Source organism: Mammaliicoccus vitulinus, from assembly GCF_029024305.1.
In the GTDB taxonomy this organism is placed as follows: Bacteria; Bacillota; Bacilli; order Staphylococcales; family Staphylococcaceae; genus Mammaliicoccus; species Mammaliicoccus vitulinus.
Genome location: NZ_CP118974.1, coordinates 1,785,796 through 1,808,914, shown reverse-complemented (window position 1 = coordinate 1,808,914; position 23,119 = coordinate 1,785,796). Strand labels below are relative to the sequence as shown.

General features: G+C 31.8%; 27 protein-coding genes. 20 read left to right on the top strand and 7 right to left on the bottom strand.

Annotation, left to right across the window (positions count from 1 at the left end; all coding sequences use genetic code 11):
- Positions 1-59: 59 nt before the first annotated feature.
- Both rnjA and PYW35_RS09140 read right to left on the bottom strand, forming a co-directional pair.
- Positions 60-1,733 (bottom strand): ribonuclease J1, encoded by a 1,674-nt coding sequence (gene rnjA, locus PYW35_RS09145; RefSeq protein ID WP_103323341.1) that lies wholly within the window; start codon positions 1,731-1,733, stop codon positions 60-62.
- Positions 1,734-1,946, bottom strand: a complete 213-nt coding sequence (locus PYW35_RS09140; RefSeq protein WP_016911300.1) for a DNA-dependent RNA polymerase subunit epsilon — start codon at positions 1,944-1,946, stop codon at positions 1,734-1,736.
- Between the two features lie 233 nt (positions 1,947-2,179).
- Here PYW35_RS09140 and PYW35_RS09135 point away from each other — a divergent pair, with 233 nt between their 5' ends.
- Positions 2,180-2,959: a Cof-type HAD-IIB family hydrolase gene (locus PYW35_RS09135; RefSeq protein ID WP_103323342.1), complete on the top strand. Its 780-nt coding sequence runs from the start codon at positions 2,180-2,182 to the stop codon at positions 2,957-2,959.
- 12 nt (positions 2,960-2,971) lie between these two features.
- Complete coding sequence (locus PYW35_RS09130) at positions 2,972-3,244, top strand: hypothetical protein (protein ID WP_016911302.1); 273 nt, start codon at positions 2,972-2,974, stop codon at positions 3,242-3,244.
- 102 nt (positions 3,245-3,346) lie between these two features.
- On the opposite strand, the gene def is transcribed toward PYW35_RS09130, so the two are convergent.
- Positions 3,347-3,901, bottom strand: coding sequence for a peptide deformylase (gene def / locus PYW35_RS09125; protein ID WP_103323347.1), 555 nt, complete (start codon positions 3,899-3,901; stop codon positions 3,347-3,349).
- 120 nt (positions 3,902-4,021) lie between these two features.
- Between def and PYW35_RS09120 the strand changes: the two genes are divergently transcribed.
- The 13 genes from PYW35_RS09120 (at position 4,022) to PYW35_RS09060 (ending at position 16,158) form a co-directional block, all read left to right on the top strand.
- Positions 4,022-4,654: a YkyA family protein gene (locus PYW35_RS09120; protein WP_016911304.1), complete on the top strand. Its 633-nt coding sequence runs from the start codon at positions 4,022-4,024 to the stop codon at positions 4,652-4,654.
- A 163-nt stretch (positions 4,655-4,817) separates the two neighbouring features.
- Positions 4,818-5,930, top strand: coding sequence for a pyruvate dehydrogenase (acetyl-transferring) E1 component subunit alpha (pdhA, locus tag PYW35_RS09115; RefSeq protein WP_016911305.1), 1,113 nt, complete (start codon positions 4,818-4,820; stop codon positions 5,928-5,930).
- Between the two features lie 3 nt (positions 5,931-5,933).
- Complete coding sequence (locus PYW35_RS09110; RefSeq protein WP_016911306.1) at positions 5,934-6,911, top strand: alpha-ketoacid dehydrogenase subunit beta; 978 nt, start codon at positions 5,934-5,936, stop codon at positions 6,909-6,911.
- Positions 6,912-6,953: 42 nt separating this feature from the next.
- On the top strand, positions 6,954-8,240 hold the full coding sequence (locus PYW35_RS09105; protein ID WP_016911307.1) for a dihydrolipoamide acetyltransferase family protein: 1,287 nt from the start codon (positions 6,954-6,956) through the stop codon (positions 8,238-8,240).
- 2 nt (positions 8,241-8,242) lie between these two features.
- Positions 8,243-9,649: a dihydrolipoyl dehydrogenase gene (gene lpdA, locus PYW35_RS09100; protein ID WP_016911308.1), complete on the top strand. Its 1,407-nt coding sequence runs from the start codon at positions 8,243-8,245 to the stop codon at positions 9,647-9,649.
- Positions 9,650-9,715: 66 nt separating this feature from the next.
- Entirely contained in the window at positions 9,716-9,988 is a 273-nt protein-coding gene (locus PYW35_RS09095; protein ID WP_016911309.1) for a UPF0223 family protein, read from the top strand.
- Between the two features lie 113 nt (positions 9,989-10,101).
- Entirely contained in the window at positions 10,102-10,644 is a 543-nt protein-coding gene (locus PYW35_RS09090) for a helix-turn-helix domain-containing protein (RefSeq protein WP_016911310.1), read from the top strand.
- Positions 10,645-10,654: 10 nt separating this feature from the next.
- Positions 10,655-11,752, top strand: coding sequence for an ABC transporter ATP-binding protein (locus PYW35_RS09085; protein ID WP_016911311.1), 1,098 nt, complete (start codon positions 10,655-10,657; stop codon positions 11,750-11,752).
- On the top strand, positions 11,745-12,548 hold the full coding sequence (locus tag PYW35_RS09080) for an ABC transporter permease (RefSeq protein ID WP_016911312.1): 804 nt from the start codon (positions 11,745-11,747) through the stop codon (positions 12,546-12,548). The genes PYW35_RS09085 and PYW35_RS09080 overlap by 8 nt, the downstream gene beginning before the upstream one ends.
- A 1-nt stretch (position 12,549) precedes the next feature.
- Positions 12,550-13,362, top strand: coding sequence for an ABC transporter permease (locus PYW35_RS09075; protein WP_103323343.1), 813 nt, complete (start codon positions 12,550-12,552; stop codon positions 13,360-13,362).
- On the top strand, positions 13,359-14,432 hold the full coding sequence (locus PYW35_RS09070) for an ABC transporter substrate-binding protein (protein ID WP_103323344.1): 1,074 nt from the start codon (positions 13,359-13,361) through the stop codon (positions 14,430-14,432). Before PYW35_RS09075 ends, PYW35_RS09070 begins: the two co-directional genes overlap by 4 nt.
- A 79-nt stretch (positions 14,433-14,511) precedes the next feature.
- Positions 14,512-15,540, top strand: a complete 1,029-nt coding sequence (locus PYW35_RS09065) for a DUF4064 domain-containing protein (protein WP_103323345.1) — start codon at positions 14,512-14,514, stop codon at positions 15,538-15,540.
- A 60-nt stretch (positions 15,541-15,600) separates the two neighbouring features.
- Positions 15,601-16,158, top strand: a complete 558-nt coding sequence (locus PYW35_RS09060; RefSeq protein ID WP_103323346.1) for a DUF4064 domain-containing protein — start codon at positions 15,601-15,603, stop codon at positions 16,156-16,158.
- Between the two features lie 141 nt (positions 16,159-16,299).
- On the opposite strand, the gene PYW35_RS09055 is transcribed toward PYW35_RS09060, so the two are convergent.
- Positions 16,300-16,911, bottom strand: coding sequence for a YktB family protein (locus PYW35_RS09055; protein WP_103323136.1), 612 nt, complete (start codon positions 16,909-16,911; stop codon positions 16,300-16,302).
- Positions 16,912-17,015: 104 nt separating this feature from the next.
- Here PYW35_RS09055 and PYW35_RS09050 point away from each other — a divergent pair, with 104 nt between their 5' ends.
- The gene (locus tag PYW35_RS09050) at positions 17,016-17,840 is read left to right on the top strand and encodes an inositol monophosphatase family protein (protein WP_103323135.1); all 825 of its coding nucleotides are present in this window, start codon (positions 17,016-17,018) and stop codon (positions 17,838-17,840) included.
- Between the two features lie 71 nt (positions 17,841-17,911).
- Here PYW35_RS09050 and PYW35_RS09045 read toward each other — a convergent pair whose 3' ends face one another.
- Positions 17,912-18,097 carry a DUF5325 family protein gene (locus tag PYW35_RS09045; protein ID WP_016911319.1) on the bottom strand — a complete coding sequence of 62 codons (186 nt, stop codon included), beginning with the start codon at positions 18,095-18,097 and terminating at the stop codon, positions 17,912-17,914.
- 222 nt (positions 18,098-18,319) lie between these two features.
- On the opposite strand from PYW35_RS09045, the gene typA reads away from it, so the two are divergent.
- Positions 18,320-20,161 (top strand): translational GTPase TypA, encoded by a 1,842-nt coding sequence (gene typA, locus PYW35_RS09040; RefSeq protein WP_016911320.1) that lies wholly within the window; start codon positions 18,320-18,322, stop codon positions 20,159-20,161.
- Between the two features lie 5 nt (positions 20,162-20,166).
- Positions 20,167-20,505 carry a YlaH-like family protein gene (locus PYW35_RS09035; protein WP_016911321.1) on the top strand — a complete coding sequence of 113 codons (339 nt, stop codon included), beginning with the start codon at positions 20,167-20,169 and terminating at the stop codon, positions 20,503-20,505.
- Positions 20,506-20,673: 168 nt separating this feature from the next.
- Here PYW35_RS09035 and PYW35_RS09030 read toward each other — a convergent pair whose 3' ends face one another.
- The gene (locus PYW35_RS09030) at positions 20,674-20,817 is read right to left on the bottom strand and encodes a DUF2197 domain-containing protein (RefSeq protein WP_083840514.1); all 144 of its coding nucleotides are present in this window, start codon (positions 20,815-20,817) and stop codon (positions 20,674-20,676) included.
- A gap of 5 nt (positions 20,818-20,822) precedes the next feature.
- Complete coding sequence (locus PYW35_RS09025; protein ID WP_016911323.1) at positions 20,823-21,305, bottom strand: hypothetical protein; 483 nt, start codon at positions 21,303-21,305, stop codon at positions 20,823-20,825.
- Between the two features lie 140 nt (positions 21,306-21,445).
- Between PYW35_RS09025 and PYW35_RS09020 the strand changes: the two genes are divergently transcribed.
- A complete protein-coding gene (locus tag PYW35_RS09020; protein WP_016911324.1) occupies positions 21,446-21,721 on the top strand; it encodes an Fpa/YlaN family protein in 276 nt (91 codons plus the stop codon).
- Between the two features lie 66 nt (positions 21,722-21,787).
- Positions 21,788-22,987: an FtsW/RodA/SpoVE family cell cycle protein gene (locus tag PYW35_RS09015; protein WP_103323134.1), complete on the top strand. Its 1,200-nt coding sequence runs from the start codon at positions 21,788-21,790 to the stop codon at positions 22,985-22,987.
- Positions 22,988-23,119: the final 132 nt, after the last annotated feature.

The following is a 23,119-nucleotide window of genomic DNA, read 5'->3' as shown; positions in this document are numbered from 1 at the left end:
TTGAAATATAGAAAAATGACCCACAATGTCAGAAGACGTTGTCGGTCATTTTTCTATTATTATTTAATTTTCATGATGATTGGTAAAATCATTGGTTTACGAGCTGTTTTTTCATATAAATATGGTTGTAATGCTTCAGTAATTGTAGATTTAACATGATGCCATTCTACTTTTTCGTTATTATTTAACTTTTCAATGACTGATTTTTTAATTAAACGTTGTGCATCGTAAATTAAATGTCCTGATTCTCTCATGTAAACAAATCCTCTAGAGATGATATCTGGACCTGAAAGTAATTGCTTCGTTTTAAAATCAATACTTACAACAACGATTACAAGACCTTCTTCAGATAACACTTTACGATCTTTAATAACGACGTTGCCGATATCTCCTATACCACTACCATCAACAAATACGTTGCCAGAAGGTATACGTCCAGCATATCTTGCTGAATCTTTCGTAAGTGCTAGGACATCGCCAATTTCATAAACGAATATATTGTCAGGTTCTACACCACAGTTAATCGCTGTTTCACTATGTTTTCTAAGCATTCTGTACTCACCATGAATTGGCATAAAGTACTTCGGATTAATTAAACGTAACATCAATTTTTGTTCATCTTGTGAACCGTGACCTGATGTATGAATGTTGGATAATTTTCCGTGAACAACATCAGCACCAGCTTTATATAAAGAGTTGATTGTTCTATTAACACTCTTAGTGTTACCAGGAATAGGTGAAGAACTGAAGACAACTGTATCATCAGGGATAATACTTATTTGTCTATGTGTACCATTGGCAATTCGAGATAATGCTGCCATAGGTTCACCTTGAGATCCTGTACATAAAATAAGAATTTCATGTTTAGGAACGGAATTAATTTTGTTAGGTTCAATAAATGTTTCTGGTGGTACTTTAATATATCCTAATTCGGTACCGATTTTAATGTTATTCTCCATAGAACGACCGAAGACAACAATTTTACGATTGTATTTAACAGCAGCTTCAACAGCTTGCTGAACTCTGTAAATATTAGATGCAAATGTTGCGAAAATAATTCTACCAGAACATTTACGGAAAATTTCGTCGACATTTTGTCCTACTTCTTTTTCACTTAAAGTAAAATTAGGAATTTCTGAGTTTGTAGAGTCTGATAATAAACAAAGAACGCCTTCTTCACCAAGTTGAGCCATTTTAGCGATATTAGCAGGTTTACCTACAGGTGTGAAATCAAATTTGAAATCTCCTGTATGAACAATTTTACCTTCTGGTGTGTCTGCAATAATACCATAAGCTTCTGGGATACTATGCGTCGTTAAATAGAAAGAAATTTTGAAGTGTTTAAATTCAAAAACAGAATCTTCGTCTATTTCATTTAATTGAGCTGTTTTTAACAAATGGTGTTCTTCCAACTTGTTTCTAATAAGTCCTAAAGCAAGTGGACCACTATAAATTGGAACGTTCATTTGTTTGAGTAAAAATGGAACGCCACCAATATGGTCTTCGTGTCCATGTGTAATAAATAAAGCTTTAACTTTATGTTTATTTTGAATTAAGTACGTATAATCCGGTATCACGTAATCGATACCAAGAAGATCATCGTCTGGGAATTTTATACCCGCATCAATCACGATGATTTCATCTTGATATTCGAGGGCGTACGTGTTTTTACCAATTTCACCGAGACCACCCAGTGCGTATACGCCTACTTCATTTTTTTGTAGAGGTTTCATCTAGATATTCTCCACTTTGAAGTGATCTGATTGTTTTTCATAATCTAAATGAGCGCCCTCTAATTTTTGGACAAATTCGATATTGTAATTACGGTCTGTTAAATATTTTCTAATTTCTTCTTCAGTTTGTCCTTCGAAATACTTTGTTTGTGTACTTTCACGTACAATTACTTCACTTTTATCTTCTTGAAAAAATACTTTAAATACTGACATATATAAATCCTCCTAGGTTAATTAACATAAATAAAGCCCTAGTTTTAAGTCTAGGGTGAGTCAATGTTGAATTTTGATTCCCGTACATTTTTAAAAGTAGTTATATGAATATATATAAATACCTTTTTAATAAGTTCATTTTACATGATAATTAGAGATAAATAAAGTTATTTAACTAAATCTTTCATATATATTGAATATGGACTAAAATAGATTTAAGGAGGCGATCAAAGTTGGATAAGAAATTAATATTTTTTGATATAGATGGAACAATCTATGATGAAAATAAAGAAATACCCGAATCTACAATTACTGCCATAACAAAATTAAAAGAAAAAGGGCATATAGTCGCTATTGCAACGGGAAGAGCGCCTTACATGTTTAAAGAAGTTATTAAAGAAACTGGAATAGAAACATTTGTTTCATTAAATGGACAAATTGTCGTTTATAACGGAGAAATCATTGGCAAACATCCATTAAATAAAGAAGAATTAAGTAATATAGTAGACAAAGCACATGAAAATAATCATCCGTTAGTATTTTTCGGAGAAACGACTGTTTACGCAAATGCCGAAAGCCATAATGACATATCAGAAAGTTTAGGGTCATTAAAAATGGATTACCCTGAATATCACAATACATATTATCTTGATCATCCAGTTTATCAAGCACTTATTTTTCATGGTGATGATGAAGATGACAAATACGATAATCAATTTAATTCATTAAAATTTTACAGATGGCACCTTCTAAGTAGAGACGTTGTACCGAATGATCGATCAAAAGCAGAAGGAATAAAAGAATTAAGTGAAAAATTAGGATTTTCATTAAGTGAAGTCATAGCATTTGGAGACGGACCTAACGATATCGAAATGATTTCAGAAGTAGGCTGTGGAGTGGCAATGGGGAATGCTGTTGATGCTTTAAAAACAGTTTGTGATTATGAAACATCGTCAGTTGATGAAGATGGCATATACAACGCATGTATAGAATTAGGATTGATAGAAGAATAGGAAGTGAAACATATGGATAAAGTGGAACGTATTATTAGAACCGTTGAAGGTGAAAAAGAAAGATCTGACAAACAATTTAAAGGCATTGAATTTAATATACGTAAAAATGAAGTTGTCATGATTTATAATTATGATGAAATGGTCAATAATGTTAAACAAGACCCACATTACATTAGACACAATAAAGATCCAGAATGGTTAAGCTTAGACGAACTTACAACAGTCCAAAAAGCATTAAAAGAAAAAAATATACATTTTATAGAGCGTAGAGACGAATTTATGTAACGTGTATTTTGTTTAAAATCTCTAAAAAAATAAACGCATCAATCCGATTAGAAAATTTAATGGATTGATGTGTTTTTATATGACGATATTGATATTTGATTATTAGTTTATTTCAACTGCATCTTCTAACGGTTTGAATGGATCTTCTTGATTAATATAATCGTAGAACATTACACCATTTAAATGATCGATTTCATGTTGCAACACGATTGCCGGATATCCTTTGAATCTTTTTTTGAATAGATCTCCATTTATATCATAGGCTTGTATTGTTACTTTAAAGTTTCGATGTACTAATCCTGGTTTGGATTCATCTACGCTTAAACATCCTTCACCGCCGTTTAAATACGCTTTTTGTACACTATGACTAACAATTTTAGGGTTGATCAGTTGTAGTTCTATTGAATTTCCTTTGCCATCATCTTGAATATAAACTGCTAACATTTGTTTAGAAACGTTTATTTGTGGCGCAGCAAGACCAACACCTGAACGTAATCCATATTTTTTAGCTAATACTTCATCTTGAGAATTTTTTAGGAATTCTAGCATATCATTTAACGTTTCTTTCTCTTCATTTGAAATTGGTAAATCTACTTCAGCGGCTTTTTTTCTAAGTGTTTCGTGGCCGTCACGAATAATATTTTCCATTGTTATCATTTTCATGCACCTTCCTCATATAAAATATATCAAAAACTATTCATTTTTACATCTATTATTAATTGTATAAATAAAAAAAACAGAGTAACATGTTTATAGATATGTAAGGAGGCAATATAAATGATTGGCAAGAAATTTTTAACATTAACACTAGCAACCACAGTCATTTTATCAGCATGTGGTCAATCTAAAGAATCACTTGAGGCTTTTTATAAAAAGGTAGAAAAAGCTAACCAAGAAGAAAAAGTAATTGTTGATTTAAACGAAAAAATGGCGAAAGCTGAAAAAGAAAAGGTTAAGAAAATTGAAGAACTCAATAAAGCTAAAGATGGAGAATTTAAATCTAAAGCTGAAGAGATTACAAATGATATTAAAAATAGAGAAAAAATCATAAATGATGAAAAAGAAGCAATGGATAAATCTAAAAAAATATACGAATCTTCTAAAAATGATTACAAAGCAATAGAAGATGAAGAACAATCAAAAGAAGCTGCTGATTTAAAGAAAGCTTTGGATGAGAAATATAAAGTACATGATAAAGTAATCAAAGGTTATAAAGAGGTGCTGAATACAGAAGAAAAATTATTTAGCTATCTATCTGATGACAATGCAACGCAAGAAGGCGCGAACGATCGCTCTAAAAAATTAGCAGAAGTAAACAAAAAGACCGAAAAAGTAGTAACGGAATATCAAAACAATCTTAAAAAAGTACAACAAGAAAAGAAAGATGTTTCAGCTATTTTAAACGAATAATTTGTATTAGTACAGATGCAAATATGTTGTAATACAGTTTTTAAAAAACCTTTTGTACAGGGCTTTTTGTAATGTTAGTATTTTTTATTTAACAGTAAAACAGATTTATGTTAAACTAATTAAGAAATGATTATTTAATATAGGGAAAGGTATGGTGAATTGAATGGCTCCGAGAAAAAAAGCCCAATTCGATGCAGTAGCGACTTTAAATGAAATAGAGTCTAATTTTGAAATGGTTCAAGTGTTAGATGAAGAAGGAAACGTCGTAAATAATGACTTATTACCAGACTTATCAGATGAAGAACTTGTTGAATTAATGGAAAGAATGGTTTGGACTCGTGTTCTAGATCAACGTTCTATCTCATTAAATAGACAAGGTCGTTTAGGTTTCTATGCTCCAACAGCAGGTCAAGAAGCTTCACAATTAGCTTCACATTATGCTTTAGAAAAAGAAGATTACGTACTTCCAGGTTATCGTGATGTACCTCAATTAATTTGGCATGGTTTACCATTAACTAAAGCGTTCTTATTCTCACGTGGACACTTTATTGGTAACCAATTCCCAGAAGGTGTTAATGCTTTAAGTCCACAAATTATTATCGGTGCACAGTTTATTCAAACTGCTGGTGTAGCACTAGGTCTTAAAAAACGTGGTAAGAAAAATGTAGCAATCACTTACACTGGTGATGGTGGTTCTTCACAAGGTGACTTCTATGAAGGTATTAACTTTGCGTCTGCTTACAAAGCACCTGCAATTTTCGTAATTCAAAACAACAACTATGCGATTTCAACACCACGTGACAAACAAACTGCAGCTAAAACATTAGCTCAAAAATCAGTAGCAGTTGGTATTCCAGGTGTATTAGTTGATGGTATGGATGCATTAGCTGTATATGCAGTGACTAAACAAGCTCGTGACCGTGCTGTAAATGGTGACGGCCCATCTCTAATTGAAACTTTAACTTATCGTTACGGTCCACATACAATGGCTGGTGACGACCCAACTCGTTATAGAACATCTGATGAAGATTCAGATTGGGAAAAGAAAGATCCATTAGTTCGTTTCAGAAAATATCTTGAAGCTAAAAACTTATGGTCTGAAGAAAAAGAAAATGAAGTTATGGAAAAAGCAAAAGAAGAAATTAAAACAGCTATCAAAGAGGCAGACGGTACACCTAAACAAAAAGTTACAGACTTAATGGAAAATATGTATGAAGAAATGCCTCATAATTTAGCTGAACAATATGAAATTTACAAAGAGAAGGAGTCGAAATAAGTCATGGCACAAATGACAATGATTCAAGCGATTAACAATGCGCTTCAAAACGAATTGAAAAGAGACGAAGACGTTCTATTATTCGGTGAAGACGTTGGTGTAAACGGCGGTGTATTCCGTGCAACAGAAGGTTTACAAAAAGAATTCGGTGAAGATCGTGTATTTGATACACCTCTAGCTGAATCAGGTATTGGTGGTCTAGCTTTAGGTTTAACGCTTGAAGGTTACCGTCCTGTCATGGAAATCCAATTCTTTGGTTTCGTATTTGAAGTTATGGACTCAATTGCTGGTCAAATAGCTCGTCATCGTTTCCGTTCAGGTAACTCAAAAACAGCTCCAGTAACAATCCGTGCTCCATTCGGTGGTGGTGTTCATACACCAGAATTACATGCTGATAACTTAGAAGGTTTAATGGCGCAATCTCCAGGTTTGAAAGTTGTTATTCCTTCAAATCCATATGATGCTAAAGGATTATTAATTTCTGCAATCCGCAGTAATGATCCAGTTGTATATTTAGAGCATATGAAATTATACCGTTCATTCCGTGAAGAAGTACCTGAAGAGGAATATGAAGTGGAAATCGGTAAAGCTAAAGTTAAACGTGAAGGTACTGACTTAACAATCATCACTTATGGTGCAATGGTTCAAGAATCATTAAAAGCAGCAGAAGACTTAGAAAAAGATGGTTATTCAGTTGAAGTAATTGACTTAATCACTGTTCAACCTTTAGATGTTGAAACAATTGTGAAATCAGTTGAAAAAACAAACCGCGTAATTGTAGTTCAAGAAGCTCAAAAACAAGCTGGCGTTGGTGCAACTGTTGTAGCAGAAATCTCTGAAAGAGCTGTTCTTTCATTAGAAGCTCCTATTGCACGTGTAGCTGCTGCTGACACTATTTATCCATTCACACAAGCTGAAGGTGTATGGTTACCAAACAAAAAAGATATCGTAGCGCAAGCTAAACAAACATTAGAATTTTAATGCGCATTAAAATACGGATTTAATATTTAGGAGGAAAAAATCGTGTCATTCGAATTTAAATTACCAGATATCGGAGAAGGTATCCACGAAGGTGAAATTGTAAAATGGTTTGTTAAAGCAGGAGACGAAATTCAAGAAGACGATGTATTATGTGAAGTTCAAAATGATAAATCAGTCGTTGAAATTCCATCACCTGTTTCAGGTAAAGTAGAAGAAGTTATGGTTGAAGAAGGAACTGTTTCTGTTGTTGGTGATACAATTGTTAAAATTGATGCACCAGATGCAGAAGGTATACAATTCAAAGGCCATGATGACGATGAAGAAGAAGCACCAGCAGAAGAAGCGAAAGAAGAATCTAAAGAAGAAGCAACTGCTGAAACTCAATCAGAAGATGTTGATGATTCTAAACGCGTAATCGCTATGCCTTCAGTTCGTAAATTTGCTCGTGATAACGATGTAAATATTAAAGCTGTTTCAGGTTCAGGTAAAAATGGACGTGTCTTGAAAGAAGACGTTGAAGCTTACTTAAACGGCGGTTCTAAATCAGAACAACCAGCTGCAGAAGAAGCTCAATCTTCAAGTGAAGATACTCAATCTGTACAAACTCCACAAGTACCAGAAGGAGAATATCCTGAAACTCGTGAGAAAATCCCAGCGATGCGTAAAGCAATTGCTAAAGCAATGGTTAACTCTAAACAAACTGCTCCTCACGTAACATTAATGGATGAAATTGATGTTCAAGAATTATGGGATCACCGTAAAAAATTCAAAGAAGTTGCTGCTGAGCAAGGTACTAAATTAACATTCTTACCATACGTTGTTAAAGCATTAGTATCAGCACTTAAGAAATATCCAGCATTAAATACTGAATTTGATGAAGAAAATGGTGAAATTGTTCATAAACATTACTATAATATAGGTATAGCTGCAGATACTGATCGTGGTTTATTAGTACCAGTAGTTAAAAATGCTGATCATAAATCAATGTTCGAAATTTCAGATGAAATTAACGAATTAGCTGTTAAAGCACGTGACGGTAAATTACAAGCTAACGAAATGAAAGCCGCAACTTGTACGATTAGTAATATTGGTTCAGCAGGTGGACAATGGTTCACTCCAGTAATCAACCATCCTGAAGTTGCAATTTTAGGTATTGGTCGTATTGCTCAAAAACCTATCGTTAAAGATGGAGAAATTATAGCAGCACCTGTGTTATCATTATCATTAAGTTTCGACCATAGACAAATTGATGGTGCTACTGGACAAAATGCTATGAACCATATTAAGAGATTATTAAATAATCCAGAATTATTATTAATGGAGGGGTAAAAATGGTAGTTGGAGATTTTCCTATTGAAACAGATACTATTGTAATTGGAGCAGGTCCTGGTGGATATGTTGCAGCAATTCGTGCAGCACAATTAGGACAAAAAGTAACAATCGTTGAAAAAGGCGAATTAGGTGGCGTTTGTTTAAACGTTGGTTGTATTCCATCTAAAGCTTTATTATCAGCATCACACCGTTTCCATAATGCACAACATTCAGAAGACATGGGTGTTATTGCTGAGAAAGTTGCATTAAATTTTGAAAAAGTTCAAGAGTTCAAAAATGGCGTAGTTAATAAATTAACTGGCGGCGTTGCTGGATTAATGAAAGGTAACAAAATTGATGTAGTTAAAGGTGAAGCGTATTTTGTAGATGAAAATAACTTAAAAGTTATGACTGAAAAAGCTTCTCAAACTTATACGTTTAAACATGCAATTATTGCTACAGGTTCACGTCCAATTGAAATTCCTAATTTCAAATTCGGTAAACGTGTGATCGATTCAACTGGTGCTTTAGCACTTCAAGACGTACCAAAAAAATTAGTAGTAGTTGGTGGCGGTTATATCGGTTCTGAACTAGGTACTGCTTATGCTAACTTTGGTTCTGAAGTAACAATCCTTGAAGGTGCAAAAGATATTTTAGGTGGATTTGAGAAACAAATGACTCAAATCGTTAAAAAAGGTCTTAAAGCAAAAGGTGTAGAAATCGTTACTGAAGCAATGGCTAAATCTGCTGAAGAAACTGATAATGGCGTAAAAGTTACTTACGAAGCTGGCGGAGAAACAAAAGAAATCGAAGCTGACTATGTATTAGTTACTGTAGGACGTCGTCCAAATACTGACGAATTAGGTCTAGAAGAATTAGGTCTAAAATTATCAGAACGTGGATTAGTTGAAGTTGATGAACAAAGTCGTTCTTCAATTGAAAACATCTATGCAATCGGTGATATCGTTGCTGGACCTCCACTTGCTCATAAAGCAAGTTACGAAGCTAAAGTAGCTGCTGAAGCTATCTCTGGTGAAAAATCTGCTGTAGATTACTTAGCAATTCCTGCAGTATGTTTCACAGAACCAGAATTAGCAACAGTTGGTCATTCAGAAGCAAGTGCTAAAGAAGAAGGATTAGAAGTGAAAGCTGCTAAATTCCCATTCGCTGCCAATGGCCGTGCATTAGCTTTAAATGAAACTGCTGGTTTCGTTAAACTTGTAACATTAAAAGAAAATGGATTATTAGTTGGTGCACAAGTTGCTGGTACAGGCGCTTCAGATATTATTGCTGAATTAGGTTTAGCAATTGAAACAGGAATGACTGCTGAAGACGTATCATTAACTATTCATGCTCACCCAACATTAGGTGAAATTTCTATGGAAGCTGCAGAAGTAGCTCTTGGAACACCTATTCATACAATGTAATAATTGACAATACTAAAGAATCACTGTTCATTCAGTGATTCTTTTTTTATAAAGGAGAAAGGTAAAATGGAATATAGTTATCCAATAGATGTTGATTGGACGCAAGAAGAAATACTTCAAGTGATAGAGTTTTTCAATCATATTGAAGATGCATATGAAAGTAGTACTGACAAAGAACAATTTAAACGAGCATATAAAAACTTCAAAAAAATTGTTCCAGGAAAGTCAGATGAAAATAATATTTATAAAGAATTTAAAGAAGTAAGTGGTTACGATGGTTATAAAGCAGTAAAAGCGTTAAATGAAAATAACGAAGAATCAAACATTACAATTAAATAAAATATTGATATCCCCCAAAAAAGTGTTGAACTATAAAATAATTTCTGTTATTTTATTAAAGGTACTAAACTTAATGTTTAGTAAAAGTAAACAACACATTTTTTGGGGGATTTATGAATATAGGAGAAAAACTTAAAAATTTAAGGTATCAGAAAAATTTAACTCAAGAAGAATTAGGTGAACGTACAGATTTGTCAAAAGGTTATATTTCACAGCTGGAAAGAAATTTATCTTCTCCTTCTATGGAAACTTTTCTGAATATATTAGACGTATTAGGTGTAGAGCCAAGCGAATTTTTTAATGAAAAATTATATCAAGCTCGTATACATTATCCTTTAGATGAACAAACAATATATGATGAATTTGATCTTGGATATAAGATTAAATGGTTAGTACCTGATTCAAATGAATTTGAAATGGAACCAGTCATTATAACTTTGAAAAGTAATTCGAAATATAAATCATTTAGTCCATCATCATCAGAGACATTTGCTTACGTTAAAAAAGGTTATATAACATTGAAAATAGGAAAACAGACATACACCGCTAAAAGTGGGGAATGTTTTTATTTTAAAGCGCATGAAGAGCATCAGTTCTTAAATGAATCAACTAAAGATGCAGAAGTATTAATAGTTGCTACAGAATCGTATTTATAGGAGGTAAGGCATGAAACAGCCCATCATAAAGTTTGAAAATATTTCAAAAAAATTTAATAATACTCAAGTATTAGATGATGTCAGTTTTGAAATTGAAGAAGGTAAATTTTACACATTATTAGGTCCTTCAGGATGTGGAAAAACAACGATTTTAAAGTTGATAGCAGGATTTGAAACGCCATCTAATGGTGACATATTATTCAATAATAAAATAATCAATAAAGTACCAGCTAATAACAGAAAAGTTAACACGGTGTTTCAAGATTATGCTTTATTTCCACATTTGAATGTGTACGATAATGTAGCATTTGGACTAAAGATAAAGAAACTCAATAAAAAAGATATTCAGCAAAAAGTAAAAGAAGCCTTAAAATTAGTAAAGCTTGAAGGTTATGAACAGCGTAATATTACTGAAATGAGTGGTGGTCAAAAGCAAAGAGTTGCTATAGCAAGAGCGTTAGCTAACGAACCAGAAATCATTCTTTTAGATGAACCTCTATCAGCATTAGACTTAAAATTAAGAACTGAAATGCAGTATGAATTGCGTGAATTACAACAAAGGTTAGGGATTACGTTTATATTTGTTACACATGATCAAGAAGAAGCTTTAGCAATGAGTGACTACATATTTGTAATGAAGGACGGTAAAATTCAACAAAGTGGTACGCCCGTTGATATTTATGATGAACCTGTAAATAGATTTGTTGCAGATTTTATTGGAGAGTCGAATATCGTGAGCGGTGTTATGAAACGTGATTATGAAGTCGAAATGTATGGCATTTCATATGAATGTGTTGATGCAGGCTTTAAAAAAGATGCTAAAGTTGATGTTGTCATACGTCCAGAAGATATTACGATAAAATCAGAAAGTGAAGGCCGTATTTCTGCAGTCGTAGATTCTCAATTATTTAGAGGTGTTCATTATGAAATATGTTGTTTTGATGTTCAAGGTAATGAATGGATTATACAATCGACTAAAAAAGCAACAATTGGTGAAACTGTCGGATTAGATTTTGACTCTGAAGCCATTCATATTATGTTACCTGGTGAAACTGAAGAAGAATTTGATCGTCGAATTGAAAGTTATGAGGAAGATGGCAATGCGTAAAATAAAATCAATATTACTTGTACCTTATATGATATGGATTGTATTGTTCATTATTGTACCTATAGCTATGATTTTTTATTCTTCTTTATTAGATATTCATGGACACTTTTCTTTTGAAAATTATAAGAACTTTTTTACAAGTAGTTATTTGGAAATGACTTTAAGCTCAGCATGGTATGCATTTATTATTACGTTCTTTTGTTTAATCATTAGTTATCCTTTAGCACTCATATTGAGAAACGCTAAGTATAAAGAAATATTACTTTTACTTGTCATATTACCAACTTGGATAAATTTATTGTTAAAAACGTATGCCTTTATCGGTATTTTAAGCCATGATGGATTATTAAACAAAATTTTAAACGTCTTTAATGTGCCTTCTACTGAATTATTATTTACAAGTACAGCCTTTATCATCGTTTCTGTATATATTTATATACCTTTTATGTTATTACCCATCTTTAATTCGATGGACGAAATACCTGAGAATTTACTACAAGCTTCTAAAGACTTAGGTGCAAGCCCTTTAACAACTTTTAGAAGGGTAATCGTGCCATTAACTTTAGAAGGCGTCAAAACAGGTATACAAATTACATTTATACCTGCATTATCTTTGTTTATGATTACGAGATTAATTGCAGGAAATAAAGTGGTTAACTTAGGTACCGCTATACAAGAGCAGTTTTTAGTGACACAAAATTATGGAATGGGTTCAACGATTGCAGTGTTTTTAATATTAGCAATGGCATTTATACTCATTGTGACAAAATCTAAATCAGAGAATAAGGAGGTATAGTATGAAAATAACTGGAAAAATCTATTTTACATTTATACTCATATTTCTATACTTACCAATATTCTTTTTAATTTATTATTCCTTTAACGATGCGGGGAATATGACACAATTCAAAGGATTTACGCTTGATCATTATATATCAGTATTTCAAAATAAACGTTTACTTGTCATAATTGTGAATACGATAGCGATTGCGTTATTAGCAGCTAGTATATCAACTGTAATTGGTATTTGTGGCGCGATTGGTATTTACTATTTGAAAAATAAAAAATTGAAAGTTGGCTTATTAACTTTAAACAATATATTAATGGTTAGCTCTGATGTAGTCATCGGTTCTTCCTTCTTATTATTATTTACTGTGATTGGACACTTCACAGGTATGGGACTAGGATTTTGGTCAGTATTAATTTCACATATTGCTTTTTGTGTGCCTATAGTCGTTCTATTAGTGTTACCGAAACTATATGATATGAATACATCTATGATTGATGCAGCTAGAGACTTAGGAGCATCTTCATGGCAAACACTTATTAAAGTGATTATTCCTCATATACTTCCTGGCGCTATCGGTGGTTTCTTTATGGCGCTAACATATTCTTTAGATGACTTTACAGTAAGTTTCTTCGTTACGGGTAGTGGATTTAGTGTATTATCAGTCGAAGTTTATTCAATGGCTAGAAAAGGTATTACGATGGAAATTAATGCGATTTCTACATTGCTATTTGGTTTAGTTATGATACTGATTTTAGGTTATTATTTCATAAAAAGTGGTCAACAAAGAAGAGTTGAAAAAAGAGGGGGCAGTTTAAGATGAAACAATTAATGCAATTAGTTGGTATTTCGTTGATCGTTGGATCACTATTAATGCTATCAACTAAATTGATTGATCCGCCACCTTCTAAAGGAAAAAAAGATGTTATATACGTATATAATTGGGGAGAATATATAGATCCTGAGCTGACAAAGAAATTTGAAAAAGAAACAGGTATAAAAGTCGTATATGAAACATTTGATTCAAATGAAGCGATGATGGCTAAAATTAAAAATGGTGGTACATCATACGACGTTGCAGTACCAAGTGAATATACTGTACAAAAAATGAAGAAAGAAAAATTATTAATTCCAATTGATCATAATAAATTATCAAACTTAAAAAATATGGATAAATCTTTCATGAATTTACCATTTGATCCTGGAAATCAATATTCAATTCCTTATTTTTGGGGCACTGTCGGAATATTGTATAATCCTGAAAAAACGAAAGGTATCAATTTCAATTCTTGGAATAGCCTGTGGGATAAACGATTAAAAGATGATGTGTTAATTGTCGATGGCGCAAGAGAAGGAATTGGATTTGCTTTAAACAGTATGAATGAAAGCTTGAATGAAACGGATGAACAAAAACTTAAAAAAGCTCAAAATAAATTAATTAAACTATCTCCTAATGTAAGAGGTGTTGTAGGAGATGAAATTAATACGATGATGGTTCAAAATGAATCAGATGTTGCAGTTGTATGGAGTGGAATGGCCGCGGATATTATGACTGAAAATGACCAATTAGACTTTGTTGTACCGAAAGAAGGTTCAAACTTATGGTTTGATAATCTCGTTATTCCAAAAACTGCTCAAAACGTGGAAGGTGCATATAAGTTTATTGATTTCTTATTAGACGAACAAAATGGTAAACAAAATACGGAATGGGTTGGTTATGCTACACCGAATAAAGCTTCATTTAAACTTCTAGATAAAAATGTTAGAGAAGATGAACGATTTTATCCTGATTCAACTCTTAGAAACAAGCTTGAAGTTTATCAAGATTTGGGTAAAGAAAATATTTCAGAATATAATGAAGCATTTCTTAAATTTAAGATGTCATTAAATTAATGTTTATAAAGGGTCTTTGTGAGAAACAAGGCCCTTTTTTTGTTATAATTAAAACCAATTCATTATAGAGGAGGTAAATATGATGAATTCATATGTAGAACATGTGAAACAGCCAGTTAGTAGAGGCGCAGAGAAGTTTTTTGGATGGCTAGCTTGGATAATAGTGTTAGGTATTACAGCATTGTCTCTATTTGCTGCACTTGTCGTATTAAATAATCCTGACAATTTAAATAGACTAGAATCTTTGATTAATCGCTTAAATATTAATATCACAGCTAATGGTCAATTATTATCTGCGAGCGAAGTTGCACTCAATATTCAAAATGGAATATGGCTATTCATAATTTATTTGATAATTGTTTTAATTTTTTCTTTTATAGGATTAGTATTGATGAGATGGAGAATATTTTCAGGTATTGTATTTTTACTTTTAGCAGTTATTACTATTCCATTATTTATTGTTTTAGTTCCACTCTTTTTCTTTATAGTAAGTATTTTATTATTTGTAAGAAAAGACAAAATATTACCTATCCAAGGTATGGGACAACAACAATATTTTCAAGATGATCGTGAAAGTGTGAATCAACAACCTAGACAAACTCAACCATTACAACCTGCAAGGAAGCATCAAGAAAAAACAGAGCCACACAATGATCAAACAATAGGTTCAAATCAGCCAAATACAAAACAAGAAGAGCCTATAAAACAAGAAGAACCTATAGAACAAAAAACTGAAGAAGAGACTTATCACGACGCTTCTAACAGCGAAGAAGTTTTATCTCGTCGTAAAAAGCATCAAAAGCATAAAAAACAAAAAGATCAAATTGACGAATCATACAATGATGAGAACGAGCTTGACCAAGAAGATTTAGAGCATCAAGAAGATTTAAGTCAAAGGAAACAAGATCCGTATAATTATGAAACGACTCAATCAGATGAATATCAAGAAAATCTTGGGAAACAAAAGAAAGAAAAGAAAGTTAAAAAAGAAAAACCAAATGCTACAATAGAAAGAAGAAATAATTACGAAAAACGAATGCAACAACAGAAAAAATATTTTGAAGGAAAAAATAGTTCTGACCAAGAAGTTGCAAAAAATGATAAATAAGGTTGAAAAATAAAGAGTAGATTGAGATAATTAGAAGTGACAAATTTTAGGAGGATTTCAATGAAAAGAACTATTGAATATACATTATTAATATTAGGTGCTATTTTTTCTTTAATTGGTATCGTATTTGCTTTTATAATTAAAACTTTTTCCAAAACACCTGAGTTTAAATCAGAATTTGAAAAGTCATTTAATGAGCAAATCCAAGGTTCACAAGATGTACCTAGTTCAGTTACAGCAGATCAAATGTTAAACGGATTTTCAGCATTTGGGAATTTTGCAATAGTGATTCTCATAATAAGCATCTTATTAACAGTTGTTGCGGTTGTATTTGTTAAAAAACAAAGAATTTTATCAGGTGTATTAGCAGTAGTAGCAGGATTAATTTCAATCCTTACACTAAACGTTATATCATTCTTATTATTGATTATTGCAGGTATAATGCTATTTGTGAGAAAAAATAAAACAAATAATCAATTTGAAGATGTAAACTTCCAAAATGATATAAAGCATGATCAAAATCAAAGTGAAAATGAATTTGATTCAAATGAACAGCAACAAAATCGTATAGAAGAAACAGATAAAAAGAAAAAAGACGATGATCCATACATTTATTAAATCAATTATTTTATAGAACATTACAGTTATATAGATTAGTGCTAAATATTATATTACGACACAAATCAAAATCCTCCCAATCCGCTAAATTTTACATTTGGATTGGGAGGATTGTTTTGTCTTATGGAAAATAGGTAATGATTAACTATAGAATTTTATTAATTCATTAAATGTCTCGTCTAAATATGCTGTGAACGATTTATCAGAATTTAATACTTCTGATTTAGGATCGAGTGTTCTAGCTACGAAAAACTCAGCTTTTTTAACATCTTTAAGTCTTTTAATATGATGTTTTAAATCTTCTTGTGACAATGAATCAATTGGTGATTTATCAATATTATAATGGTCAAAACATAATGAATAGTCACTTGGTAGTGATTCAAGTAAATGTATGTTTTTATTTAAAAAGTCTGCCATATGACCTTTATTTTTATTTTCATGCATCACACCAAACATAATGAATAATTGAGACTCAAATAAACCTATTTGAAAATGTGGTAACATTTTGTAACCACGTTGATTAGTAGCAAACGCAACCCACGTATCTTTTGGTGGATTCACGGTTCTACGAGCATGTTTAGCAACATGATAATAGAATGTATCACCTGTTTGTTCAGTTAAATAATTGCTGTATCTTTCGCCTAAAGCATTTAATTGAGGTCTTACTTGTTCGTCTAGTGCTTGCATCCTATTTTCTAAACCTTCAACACTAAAAACTTTAAAATCCTTTTGTTTAAAAGTATACTTAGTCATAGTTGTCCTCCTTGTAACTGTGGTACATATGTATATTTTATCATAATTTTTTTTGAATATATAAAGAACAATGCTAATATAAAAATAACATAGGAGGTCTTGTCATGGAAATATACAAATTTGCATATCAAATTATAGCTGAAGCCGGTAAGGTTATTCGTGATTCGATTGATGAAGAAATTCAAATTGAAACGAAATCAAATCCTAACGATTTAGTTACGAACATAGATAAAGAAACAGAAGAAAGATTATTTAATCAAATTATGTCTACATACCCTGAACACAGAATTTTAGGGGAAGAAGGGCATGGTAAAGATATTCAAGATACAAGTGGTGTGTTATGGATAGTTGATCCAATAGATGGAACATTGAATTTCGTTCATCAACAAGAGAATTTTGCGATTTCAATCGGTATATATATAGATGGTGAAAAGTATGCTGGATTTGTATACGACGTTATGAATGATAAGATGTATCACGCTTTAGCTGGTAAAGGGGCATGGCTAAATGAAGAACCATTAAAACCGTTAAAAGATACTGAATTAAAGACAAGTTTAATTTCCACGAATCCATTATGGTTAACTAAAGAAAAGCTTTCAGGTATATATGTTCCTATTGTAGACAATTCTAGAAGTACAAGAGCATATGGATCAGCGGCGTTAGATTTTGCAAATGTCGCTAAAGGTATTACAAGCGCTTATTTAACAATGAGATTACAACCATGGGATTTTGCAGGTGGTTTAATTATCGTTGAAGAGGTAGGAGCTGTTGTAACGAATCAATTAGGTGAGCAATTAAATATATTAGAAGCAAATTCTATTTTGATAGGTAATAAGGCTATTCATAATGAGCTGCTAAATGAATATTTCTTACCTCATAAACCTCTATTAGAACAAATTCATACTGAAAGATTTCGAGGGAAGTCATAAGTGAATATAAATAGATAAAATAAAAAAGATGCGAAGTCATATCGCATCTTTTAATTTTATGTTGTTTGAAATTATAGCCAGCCGTTTTCACGGTATTTCTTTTTAAGTGTAAAACCAAATCCCATAGTCGCGACGATTAGCAATACTGCTAATAGCATAAATAATATAGAACCTTCAGCTAATGCAAAGCTAAACACTAAAAGGAAAAATGTTACAATTAAAGCAAGTAGTACAAAAATTGCTTTAGATTTTTTCATTTATATCCATCCTTTAACCGTTTTCATAACTTTATTATGCGTTACATTTTAATAAAAATCAACCAGTTAATATTAAACAACTCATATAAAAAATAAAGAAATTTGAGTAAATATGGTCAATAATAGTTATTTTTCTAATGATTTGTGTTATAATTATCTGGTTATAAATATAAGTCGAATAAAAAGTCGATTAATTTTAAATCGGAGAGGAAAATTTCTTGCATGACTAATTTAAGAGAGAATGTACGTAACATTGCAATTATAGCCCACGTTGACCACGGAAAAACAACTTTAGTAGATGAATTGTTAAAACAATCAGGTATTTTTCGTGAAAATGAACATGTAGCAGAACGTGCGATGGATTCAAATGATATAGAAAAAGAACGAGGAATTACAATTTTAGCTAAGAATACGGCTATAGATTATAAAGATCACCGTATCAATATATTAGATACACCTGGACATGCTGACTTCGGAGGAGAAGTTGAGCGTATTATGAAAATGGTTGATGGTGTCGTTTTAGTTGTAGATGCTTATGAAGGTACAATGCCACAAACGCGTTTCGTACTTAAAAAAGCGCTAGAACAAGATTTAAAACCTGTAGTAGTCGTAAATAAAATAGATAAACCTTCTGCAAGACCAGAACAAGTTGTAGATGAAGTATTAGATTTATTTATTGAATTAGATGCTAATGACGAACAACTTGATTTCCCAGTTGTATACGCTTCAGCATTAAGTGGTACAGCTAGTTTGAATTCTGACAAACAAGATGAGAACATGAAATGTCTTTATGAAACAATTTTAGATTATGTTCCAGCCCCAGTTGATAATAGAGACGAGCCATTACAATTTCAAGTTGCATTATTAGATTATAATGACTATGTAGGACGTATCGGTGTTGGTCGTGTATTTAGAGGTACAATAAAAGTAGGACAACAAGTTTCATTAGTGAAAATTGATGGTACAGTCAAAAACTTCAGAGTATCTAAAATATTCGGTTACTTCGGTTTAAACCGTGTTGAAATTGAAGAAGCTTACGCTGGTGATTTAATTGCAGTAAGTGGTATGGAAGATATCAACGTTGGTGAAACAGTAACACCTCAAAATAATGTTGAAGCATTACCTATTTTACGTATTGATGAACCAACATTAGAAATGACTTTCTCAGTAAATAATTCACCATTTGCTGGTAAAGAAGGTACTTTTGTTACTGCTCGTAAAATTGAAGAAAGACTAGAAATGCAATTAGAAACAGATGTATCTTTACGTGTAACACCAACTAATTCACCTGATTCATGGGTAGTTGCTGGACGTGGAGAACTGCATTTATCTATTTTAATTGAAAATATGAGACGTGAAGGTTTTGAACTACAAGTTTCTAAACCTCAAGTTATTGTAAAAGACGTAGACGGTGTTAAATCAGAGCCTTATGAACGTGTACAAATTGACGTGCCAGATGAATATACTGGTGCTATCATCGAATCTTTAGGATCTCGTAAAGGTGAAATGTTAGATATGCAATCGAACGAAAATGGACAAACTAAATTAACATTTATGGTTCCTGCACGTGGTTTAATCGGTTACTCAACTGAATTTATGTCAATGACTCGTGGTTACGGAATTATTAACCATACATTCGATTCATATCGTCCAAAAATTAAAGGACGTATTGGTGGAAGAAGAAATGGTGTTCTAGTATCAATCGATAAAGGTGTAGCAAGTACTTATGCGATTATGAACCTTGAAGATAGAGGTATCAACTTCATGGAACCTGGTACAGAAGTATATGAAGGTATGGTCGTTGGAGAAAACAATCGTGAGAATGATCTATCTGTAAACATTACAAAAGTTAAAGCTGCAAACAACATTCGTTCAGCTAATAAAGAACAAACAACTACTATGAAAAAACCAAGAATTTTAACACTTGAAGAAGCGTTAGAATACTTGAATGATGATGAATTATTAGAGGTAACTCCAGAATCTATTCGTCTAAGAAAGAAAATTCTAGATAAATCTGAAAGAGAAAGAGATCAAAAGAGAAACAAAATATCCGATGAGGAGTGATATAGATGCTCTTAGTTGCTAAAAATGTAAGTGTTAATCCGACAGACAGGCTTTCATTTTTTGGTAAGTTATTTAGAGTAGATGAGAACCCAGAACTTGGTATGTGGCTTTTGTTATTAACAATATTCGCATTAAGTGCGATTGTTTATAATCTAGGGTTTGCAAGAAAGCTTAAGTTTTGGCAGAACATTATTATCTATATATTACTGTTTCTAGGTTGTCTATTATTAACATTCCTTGCAGTATTTTTACCTGTAGGAGAAAGTTTAATAATAGCAGCAATTGTTTTAGGTCTATATCGTTACAGACTTCATAAAGAACGAAGTGGCGAAAAACAACAGTAAAAAGGTAGCTCACTTGTAGGTGGCCTTTCAGAATGTCGACAAAGTCTTTTATTAGACTTTGTCGACATTTTTTGTATATATAATTAGAGACAAACAGTATAGTTACAAAAAAATAAGTATATCACTTTGAATACTGAGTATCTCAGTAGCGTGATATACTTATTTATTTTAATCTTTAGGTTTATCTAATCTAGCTTTACAATCATCACACATGAATGTGCGAATAGGGTGATTTCTTAGTCTTTTTGCTTCTTTAGATTTAGAATCTAAGTTGACGACTGAATCACAGATAACGCATTTTACTTTCATAATCATGGTTATACAACCTCGATTTCAGCTACATAGCTGAATTTATTTTGGTAACCATTTTCTTGGTCGTAAGTGAATGCATCAATTTTCCCATCTTTGTATATCATTTTTCCTTCATTTGAAAAGTGGAAAAATAAATACGGCCATTGTTCAATTGGAATATCTATAGATTCTTTGTCATTTTTTAAAACAACTTTTGTAGCATTTTCATTCGGCTCTGAATTTTTTATGAAAGGCATTGCATTGATTACAAAACTTTCTTGTAAAAACGAACGTTTTTTATAAGTTGTTTCACTATTTAATGTAGGAGGCATTGTAGCGCCTTCTAAAATAGCGCGGTTCCATGCTACGTTGTTCTCAAATTCAATTGGTCTTTCTCCATTGAAAATGCCTTGTTCTAAATCTTCAATTTTCACTTTACGATCGTCAAAGATCCATGTTGTTGCGTCTAAAGTAATATTAAATTTTGAATTCCCTTTAATTTGTATCATTTTTTTCACTCCTATCAATCTCACATTTTAATTTTAACATATTTGTAATTAATAACCTTCTGTTTTCGCTTGCAATTTTCACATTTCTAGTCTAAAATTTTATAAGTATAGAAACTAAAAAGATTAAGGGGGAGTATGTCATGCATAACGATTCAGAAATTTGTCAAAAGGCATATGACCAATTATATAACGATTCTGAAAAAATCCTCCAGTTAATAAAGGTACAAATGGACAATTTAACTATGCCACAATGTCCTTTATATGAGGAAGTTTTAGATACGCAAATGTTTGGTCTTCAAAAGGAAGTAGATTTTGCAGTACAAATTGGACTTGTTGATAGAGAAAAGGGTCAGACACTTATGGCAAGTTTAGAAAAGGAACTATCTAAATTGCATGATGCTTTCACAAATGCTTAAATGATACAAAGTCTAGAGAGGAGAAATCTTTCTTTAGACTTATTTTTTTAGAATTGGAATGAGTAGATGGACTATATTAAGATGTTTTTTCGCTACATTAAAAATTACTCGAAATACATAGATTTCACATTGTTAATTACGTATATCATTTTATCTTTCATTGGCTTAGTGATGGTTTATAGTGCAAGTATGGTAGCAGCTACAAAAGGAACGTTAACAGGTGGATTACCTGTATCAGGTACATACTTTTTCATAAGACAGTTAGTGTATTGTATTGTTGGATTTTCCATAGTATTTTTCATGTCATACTTTATGCACATTAATATTTTGAAAAATAAACGTGTACAACAAATTGTAATATTTACGATTTTCGGATTGTTAATACTGACATTATTAATTGGTACTGAGATAAATGGTGCGAAAAGTTGGATTAATCTTGGCTTTATGAATTTACAAGCTTCAGAAATTCTTAAAGTAGCGATGATTTTATATTTATCTTTTATTATTGATAGAAGACGAAATCGACTCAAACAGTTTAAGCTCGCACTCATGATGCCATTATTTTTAATTGGTACTTGTATTGGTTTAGTTTTACTACAAAATGATACTGGACAAGCTCTTATATTATGTATGATAGTGTTATGTATTTTCGCTTATTCTGGTATAGGTATTAAAGCTATTTTAAAATGGTCGGGTCCCATTTTTGCTGGTGTAGTATTATTGATCATTTTTAGTATTATATTTAAAGGCGGTATACTATCCCAGCACCAAGCAGACCGTTTTCACGTATTAGAAAATCCATTTAATTATGAAAGTGGCATCGGTTATCATTTAGCTAATTCATTGTTAGCAATCGGCAATGGTGGCATTTTTGGTAAAGGATTAGGTAATGGTATTATGAAGTTAGGTTACTTACCTGAGCCACATACAGATTTTATCTTTGCAGTTATTGCTGAAGAATTAGGTTTAGTCGGTGTATTATTTATTCTTGGATTATTGTTCTTTATTGTATATAAAGGATTTTTATATGCTGCACTTACAGATTCATATTTCTTCAAACTTGTATGTGTAGGGATCTCAAGTTATATTGGCGTACAAACATTTGTAAACTTAGCAGGTATTTCTGGAACGATTCCATTAACAGGTGTCCCATTACCATTTATGACGTTCGGTGGTTCGTCCATGTTGAGTTTAAGTATAGCTACTGGAATATTACTTTTAACGGCAAAACAAATTAGAATTGATGAATCTCATAGAAACAAATAAAATGCATATTTAATCAGTGAAATTAATAAATTATATGAAAAAAACGGATTATAGTAGAATATAATCCGTTTTTTTAATATAATAGAGTAATATATTGTTTTTAGAATATTCAAATACATTGAGGGGAGCCTC

Bases quoted from the DNA above. Each gene is read 5' to 3' on its own strand.
- PYW35_RS09090 (WP_016911310.1), top strand. From the start codon at position 10,102: ATGAATATAGGAGAAAAACTTAAAAATTTAAGGTATCAGAAAAATTTA.
- PYW35_RS09050 (WP_103323135.1), top strand. From the start codon at position 17,016: ATGGAAATATACAAATTTGCATATCAAATTATAGCTGAAGCCGGTAAG.
- PYW35_RS09070 (WP_103323344.1), top strand. From the start codon at position 13,359: ATGAAACAATTAATGCAATTAGTTGGTATTTCGTTGATCGTTGGATCA.
- PYW35_RS09025 (WP_016911323.1), bottom strand. From the start codon at position 21,305: ATGATACAAATTAAAGGGAATTCAAAATTTAATATTACTTTAGACGCA.
- PYW35_RS09055 (WP_103323136.1), bottom strand. From the start codon at position 16,911: ATGACTAAGTATACTTTTAAACAAAAGGATTTTAAAGTTTTTAGTGTT.
- lpdA (WP_016911308.1), top strand. From the start codon at position 8,243: ATGGTAGTTGGAGATTTTCCTATTGAAACAGATACTATTGTAATTGGA.
- typA (WP_016911320.1), top strand. From the start codon at position 18,320: ATGACTAATTTAAGAGAGAATGTACGTAACATTGCAATTATAGCCCAC.
- PYW35_RS09035 (WP_016911321.1), top strand. From the start codon at position 20,167: ATGCTCTTAGTTGCTAAAAATGTAAGTGTTAATCCGACAGACAGGCTT.
- PYW35_RS09015 (WP_103323134.1), top strand. From the start codon at position 21,788: ATGGACTATATTAAGATGTTTTTTCGCTACATTAAAAATTACTCGAAA.
- PYW35_RS09080 (WP_016911312.1), top strand. From the start codon at position 11,745: ATGCGTAAAATAAAATCAATATTACTTGTACCTTATATGATATGGATT.
- PYW35_RS09060 (WP_103323346.1), top strand. From the start codon at position 15,601: ATGAAAAGAACTATTGAATATACATTATTAATATTAGGTGCTATTTTT.
- PYW35_RS09140 (WP_016911300.1), bottom strand. From the start codon at position 1,946: ATGTCAGTATTTAAAGTATTTTTTCAAGAAGATAAAAGTGAAGTAATT.
- PYW35_RS09095 (WP_016911309.1), top strand. From the start codon at position 9,716: ATGGAATATAGTTATCCAATAGATGTTGATTGGACGCAAGAAGAAATA.
- PYW35_RS09065 (WP_103323345.1), top strand. From the start codon at position 14,512: ATGATGAATTCATATGTAGAACATGTGAAACAGCCAGTTAGTAGAGGC.
- PYW35_RS09120 (WP_016911304.1), top strand. From the start codon at position 4,022: ATGATTGGCAAGAAATTTTTAACATTAACACTAGCAACCACAGTCATT.
- PYW35_RS09020 (WP_016911324.1), top strand. From the start codon at position 21,446: ATGCATAACGATTCAGAAATTTGTCAAAAGGCATATGACCAATTATAT.
- PYW35_RS09130 (WP_016911302.1), top strand. From the start codon at position 2,972: ATGGATAAAGTGGAACGTATTATTAGAACCGTTGAAGGTGAAAAAGAA.
- def (WP_103323347.1), bottom strand. From the start codon at position 3,901: ATGATAACAATGGAAAATATTATTCGTGACGGCCACGAAACACTTAGA.
- PYW35_RS09085 (WP_016911311.1), top strand. From the start codon at position 10,655: ATGAAACAGCCCATCATAAAGTTTGAAAATATTTCAAAAAAATTTAAT.
- PYW35_RS09045 (WP_016911319.1), bottom strand. From the start codon at position 18,097: ATGAAAAAATCTAAAGCAATTTTTGTACTACTTGCTTTAATTGTAACA.
- PYW35_RS09110 (WP_016911306.1), top strand. From the start codon at position 5,934: ATGGCACAAATGACAATGATTCAAGCGATTAACAATGCGCTTCAAAAC.
- PYW35_RS09075 (WP_103323343.1), top strand. From the start codon at position 12,550: ATGAAAATAACTGGAAAAATCTATTTTACATTTATACTCATATTTCTA.
- rnjA (WP_103323341.1), bottom strand. From the start codon at position 1,733: ATGAAACCTCTACAAAAAAATGAAGTAGGCGTATACGCACTGGGTGGT.
- pdhA (WP_016911305.1), top strand. From the start codon at position 4,818: ATGGCTCCGAGAAAAAAAGCCCAATTCGATGCAGTAGCGACTTTAAAT.